A 5164-nucleotide genomic window follows, 5' to 3' on the forward strand; every position below is an offset into this window, starting at 1 on the left:
CTACCTTCCCGATGCCCGGCACGTCTGGCACTGGTCCCGCTGGCGCCGACGCCGACAACACCAAGCCAGACTCAGCCACTACAAACGCCGCGGCTACCCCCTCACCTAACTGCCGTTGCAGTACTAGGCCGCCTCGAGCAGCAGCCCGGCGAGCTCGACGGGCATGGTGATCATGCAGTCGTGGCCGGTCGGCAGCTCCCGCACCCGCTCGCCTGCCGGGACGGGACGCCGGGTGATGCCCGCCGGCCGAGCCCCGACGCAGTGGATGTGCGTACGCGGGATCATGCGCCCGGCCGGGTGGCCCAACCGAACCGGCTCCTGAAGGCACCGCACCGGCTGGTCCGACAGCATCGAGCGCAACCAGGCGACGTCGTCGGGATCGGTGACCCCGAACAAGCCGAGCGGCGGCGGCTGCTCCGGCATCGGCGGAACCCGCCAGCCGTCCACAGCGACGTCGATGAGCCGCTTGGTGACCGGATGGACATCGACCGCGGTTTCGCCGTCTTCGGGGACCATCGCGTCGAGGAACACCAGATGCGCGATCCACTCCGGGACCCGGTGGGCAACCCCCGATATGACCATCCCGGCGTAGCTGTGCCCGACGAGCACGACGTCGTTGAGACGCTCACCTTCGATCAGGCCGGCGACGTCGTCGATGTGGGTGCCGAGCCCGACTTCGGGACCCAGCAGGTGTGCCTTGTCGCCATAGCCGGTCAGCGATGGCGCGAGCACCCGGTGCCCCGCCGACTCCAGCAGCGGGACCACCCGGTCCCAGCTCTGCCCGCTGTGCCAGGCGCCGTGTACCAGCAGAAATGTGGCCATGGTCGTGCGGTTCCTCCTCGTGCCTCGGTACCTTGTGGTAACCGTGAACATCGTCATCCCCACGACGCGCACCGGGCAATACGGCACTTTTCGGTGCCCCGGTTCTCAGGAGGTAACCATGCAGGACCCGTGCCAAGCCCGCGAAGTCCTCGGAATCGTCGGGGACAAGTGGGCGCTGCTGATCGTGCGCATGCTCAAGGACGGGCCGCTACGCTTCACCGAGCTCAAGCGGGCCATCGACGGCATCAGCCAACGCATGCTCACCGTGACGCTGCGCGACCTCGAGCGCGACGGGATCCTGACGCGCACGGTCCGCAACGTCATGCCGCCGCACGTCAGCTACGAGCTGACCACGATGGGCCGGACCCTGCGCGAGGCCACCGCGCCGCTGCTCGAGTGGAGCATCACGCACCTGCCGCACATCGACGCCGCCCGCGCGGCGTACGACCACCGCTAGATGACTGGTTCCGTGAACTTGGCTCACGCGCGTGAGTCCCACGCTCAGGCGGGTGTGTCCCACGCTCAGCCGGGAATGGGCGCCGTGAGGAACCCCATCACGGCAACCCGCAACCCCCTTTCACCAACGCCGGAAGGTGGGACACAAGCGCCGGAGGGTGGGACACAAGCGCCGGAAGGTGGGACTCGGGCTGGACCGGCCGACTTTGCCGGGACCCTGTGCCCTATCGACCGTGAGGGGTCCCCGCACGGCAACCAGCGCCGCCCTCTGACCTGCGGCGCGCCCGATAACTCGGCGATAAGCGGAATCCATAGCCTCGGCCCAGGTATTGAGCCGAGGAGCCGAGGAGTGCGGTGATGACCAATCCGTTCGAGGACGAAGACGGTACCTACCTGGTGCTGGTCAACGACGAGGACCAACACTCGCTGTGGCCGTCCTTTTTGGATGTGCCGGACGGCTGGACGGTCAAGCACGGCGGGGACACCCGCCAGGCGTGCCTGGACTACATCGAGCGCACCTGGACCGATATGCGCCCGAGGAGCCTCGTCGAGTTCATGGACTCGGCGTCGCGCGACTGAGTCCACAATGGTGCCGGCAGTGGGAAACCGCGCACCGGCGGCAGGCGCCGGTCCCGGTACCCTCCAGGGCCGTCCCACGCCGGGCCGCCGACCCGGTCACCGGAACCGGCGACCAGGCGGCCCCCCGGGGCCGGGCCTGCCACGACAACTTCTTCTCGCCCGGCGGCCACCCGTGGCCCGCCGTCCGGCTGACCAGCCGGATCCGTGCCACCTCCGGCGTCGCGCCGGCGCTGCGCTCCCTGTTCGAATCGGCGACCGTCGCCGCCCTCACCGGCCAACCGGCCGAGACCGGGGCAGCGCGGCCGGCACTGCGCCGGATGCCAAGGCCCGAGGAGGTCTCATGATCCCGCTGTCCTTCGCCCAGCAGCGGCTGTGGTTCCTGAGCCGCTTGGAGGGGCCGAGCCCCACCTACAACGTGCCGCTGGCGGTGCGGATGTCCGGCCCACTGGACCGGACGGCGCTGGTGGCCGCGCTGGGCGACGTGATCGCACGGCACGAGTCGTTGCGGACGAAGTTCCCCGAACGGGACGGCGAGCCCTACCAGCGAGTGCTGGCCCCGGCCGACGCGCCGGTGACCCTCCCGGTGTCCGACGCCGCTCCGGACGGCCTGGACGCGGCCATCGCCGAGGCCGTCGCGCAGCCCTTCCACATCGACGCCGAGGTTCCGCTGCGGATGCGGCTCCTCACGCTCGGCGCGCAGGAACACGTGCTGCTGGTCGTGATGCACCACATCATCGCCGACGGCTGGTCCACGCGGCCGTTGCTGCAGGACCTGTCCACCGCGTACGCGGCCCGGTGCCGGCAGGAAAGTCCACAGTGGAGCGATCTTCCCGTGCAGTACTCGGACTACGCCCTGTGGCAGCGGGACGTGCTGGGTTCCGAGACCGAGCCTGGCAGCATCATCAGCCGGCAGCTGGCACAGTGGCGTGCGTTTCTGCGGGGTGCGCCGGAACTGCTGGAACTGCCCACGGACCGGCCGCGTCCCGCTGTCGCCTCCTATCGCGGCGACAAGGTCCCGCTGCACCTGGACGGTGCGGCGCACCGTGCGATGGTGCGGCTGGCCAGGGATACCGGAACCACCGTCTTCATGGTCGTGCAGGCCGCGCTCGCGGTGCTGCTGACCCGGCTGGGGGCCGGCACGGACGTCCCGATCGGGACCGTGGTCGCCGGCCGGTCCGACGAGGCCATGGAGGACCTGGTCGGGTTCTTCGTGAACACCCTGGTACTGCGCACCGACACCTCGGGCGATCCCAGCTTCCGCGATCTGCTGGCCAGGGTGCGCACCGTCGACCTCGACGCCTATGCCAACCAGGATGTGCCCTTCGAGCGCGTGGTCGAGGTGCTGAACCCGGCCCGCACCCTCGCCAGCCATCCGCTGTTCCAGGTGATGCTGGTACTGCAGAACGCCGGCGCCGACCGAGTCGATCTGCACGGGCTTCGTGCCGGGATCCTGCCGACGCCGGTGTCCGGGGTGGCCAAGTTCGACCTGTCGTTCTCCGTGGAGGAGACGCTGACCGACGACGGCGAGGCGGCGGGCATCCAAGGCACACTCGAGTACGCCGAGGATCTGTTCGACCGGGCGACCGCGGCCGATCTGGCCGCCCGGTTGACGCGCGTGCTGGCCTCGGCCGTCGCCGAGCCGGACCGGGCCATCGGCGAACTCGACCTGCTCGACGCGGCCGAACGGCAGCGGATTCTCGTCGGCTGGAACGACACCGAGCGCCCGGTTCCCTCCGTCGACGTGGCGGCGCTGTTCGAGCAACAGGTGCGGCGCAACCCGCAGGCGCCCGCGTTGACCGACCGGGACGGCACCCTGTCCTACGCCGAACTCAACGCCCGCGCGAACCGGCTCGCTCACCGGCTGGCCGGACTCGGCGTCGGACCCGACGCCCCGGTGGCGGTGTCGATGGAACGTTCCGCCGAGCTGGTGGTCGCCATGCTCGCGGTGGTCAAGGCGGGTGGCGCCTATGTGCCGCTGCACGCGAGCTACCCGCCGGCCAGGGTGAGCCTGATGCTGCGCGAGACCGGCGCGTCCGTGCTGATCACCGACCGCGGCCCGGAGCACCCGTTCGACCACGAAGCCACCGTCCTGGTGGTGGGCGGACAGCCGCTCGACGAACTGCCCGGTACGGACCTGTGCCTGCCACTGACCGGCGAAAATCTCGCCTACGTCATGTACACCTCGGGTTCGACCGGCACCCCCAAGGGAGTCGGCGTCACCCATGCCGGCGTGGTCAGGCTGGCATCGGACCGGGGCTGGCAGCACGGCGGCGATCATCGGGTACTGCTGCATTCGTCGCACGCCTTCGACGCCGCCACCTGGGAGATCTGGGGGCCGCTGCTGGCCGGTCACGAAGTGGTCGTGGCACCGGAGGCCGACTTCGACGTCAGCGCGCTGGCCGCCATGATCGCCGAATACCGGATCACTTCCGCACTGCTGACCACGTCGCTGTTCAACCTGGTCGCCGAGCAGGCACCGGAATGCCTCGCGCCGGTCAGGGAGATCCTGTGCGGCGGTGAGGCCGCTTCCCCGTCGGCGATGGCGCGGGTGCAGCGGCACTGCCCGGACACACGACTGGTCAACGCCTACGGCCCGACCGAAGTCACCGTCATCGCGGCCTCGCACGAGCTGGAGCCGTCGGCGCCGGTGGAGGGTCCGGTGCCGATCGGCAGGCCCGCGGACAACATCCGGGCGTACGTGCTGGACGACAGGCTGCGTTTGGTGCCACCCGGTGTCGCCGGTGAGCTGTACGTAGCCGGCGTCGGTCTGGCACGGGGCTACCTCCGGCGGCAGGCCCTGACCGCGGAACGCTTCGTCGCCGCCCCCTACGGGCGGCCGGGTGAGCGGATGTACCGGACCGGTGATCTGGTGCGGTGGAACCGCGCCGGCCTGCTGGAGTACCTGGGCCGGGCCGACCAGCAGATCAAGATGCGGGGACTGCGCATCGAACCCGGGGAGATCGAGACCGCGCTGGCCGCTCATCCCGAGATCGCCCAGGCGGCCGTGGTGGCCAGGGAAGACCGGCCCGGCGACCGGATGCTGGCCGCCTATCTGGTGCCCGCGGGTGACCGGCGCCCGGAGGTGACCGATGTCCGGCGGTACCTCGCGGAGGGCCTGCCCGGCTACATGATCCCCCAGGCGATGGTGTTCCTGGCGGAACTGCCGTTGAACGCCAACGGAAAGCTCGACCGGGCCGCGCTGCCGGCGCCGGTGCTCGGCACCGGATCGGCCGGCCAGGGCAACCGGAGCGCGCGGGAGGAGATCCTCTGCGGGCTGTTCGCCGAGGTACTCGGGCTGGACTCGGTG

Annotated in this window: 4 protein-coding genes; 3 read left to right on the forward strand and 1 reads right to left on the reverse strand. The window is 70.4% G+C overall.

From position 1 onward, the window contains the following. Nucleotides 1-123: 123 nt before the first annotated feature. On the reverse strand, nucleotides 124-822 hold the full coding sequence (locus FNH05_RS31815) for an alpha/beta fold hydrolase (protein ID WP_144592548.1): 699 nt from the start codon (nucleotides 820-822) through the stop codon (nucleotides 124-126). Between the two features lie 118 nt (nucleotides 823-940). On the opposite strand from FNH05_RS31815, the gene FNH05_RS31820 reads away from it, so the two are divergent. The 3 genes from FNH05_RS31820 to FNH05_RS31830 form a co-directional block, all read left to right on the forward strand. Continuing rightward, entirely contained in the window at nucleotides 941-1279 is a 339-nt protein-coding gene (locus FNH05_RS31820) for a winged helix-turn-helix transcriptional regulator (protein ID WP_144592549.1), read from the forward strand. Between the two features lie 356 nt (nucleotides 1280-1635). After that, nucleotides 1636-1857: an MbtH family protein gene (locus FNH05_RS31825; protein WP_144592550.1), complete on the forward strand. Its 222-nt coding sequence runs from the start codon at nucleotides 1636-1638 to the stop codon at nucleotides 1855-1857. A 340-nt stretch (nucleotides 1858-2197) separates the two neighbouring features. After that, nucleotides 2198-5164: non-ribosomal peptide synthetase (locus tag FNH05_RS31830; protein WP_186382837.1), on the forward strand; the 2967-nt coding region annotated here is incomplete at its 3' end.

This window comes from Amycolatopsis rhizosphaerae, assembly GCF_007713715.1.
In the GTDB taxonomy this organism is placed as follows: domain Bacteria; phylum Actinomycetota; class Actinomycetes; order Mycobacteriales; family Pseudonocardiaceae; genus Amycolatopsis_E; species Amycolatopsis_E rhizosphaerae.

What these genes read in the sequence shown, in the direction of transcription:
- FNH05_RS31820 (WP_144592549.1), top strand. Translation starts at nt 941, where the DNA reads ATGCAGGACCCGTGCCAAGCCCGCGAAGTCCTCGGAATCGTCGGGGAC.
- FNH05_RS31815 (WP_144592548.1), bottom strand. Translation starts at nt 822, where the DNA reads ATGGCCACATTTCTGCTGGTACACGGCGCCTGGCACAGCGGGCAGAGC.
- FNH05_RS31825 (WP_144592550.1), top strand. Translation starts at nt 1,636, where the DNA reads ATGACCAATCCGTTCGAGGACGAAGACGGTACCTACCTGGTGCTGGTC.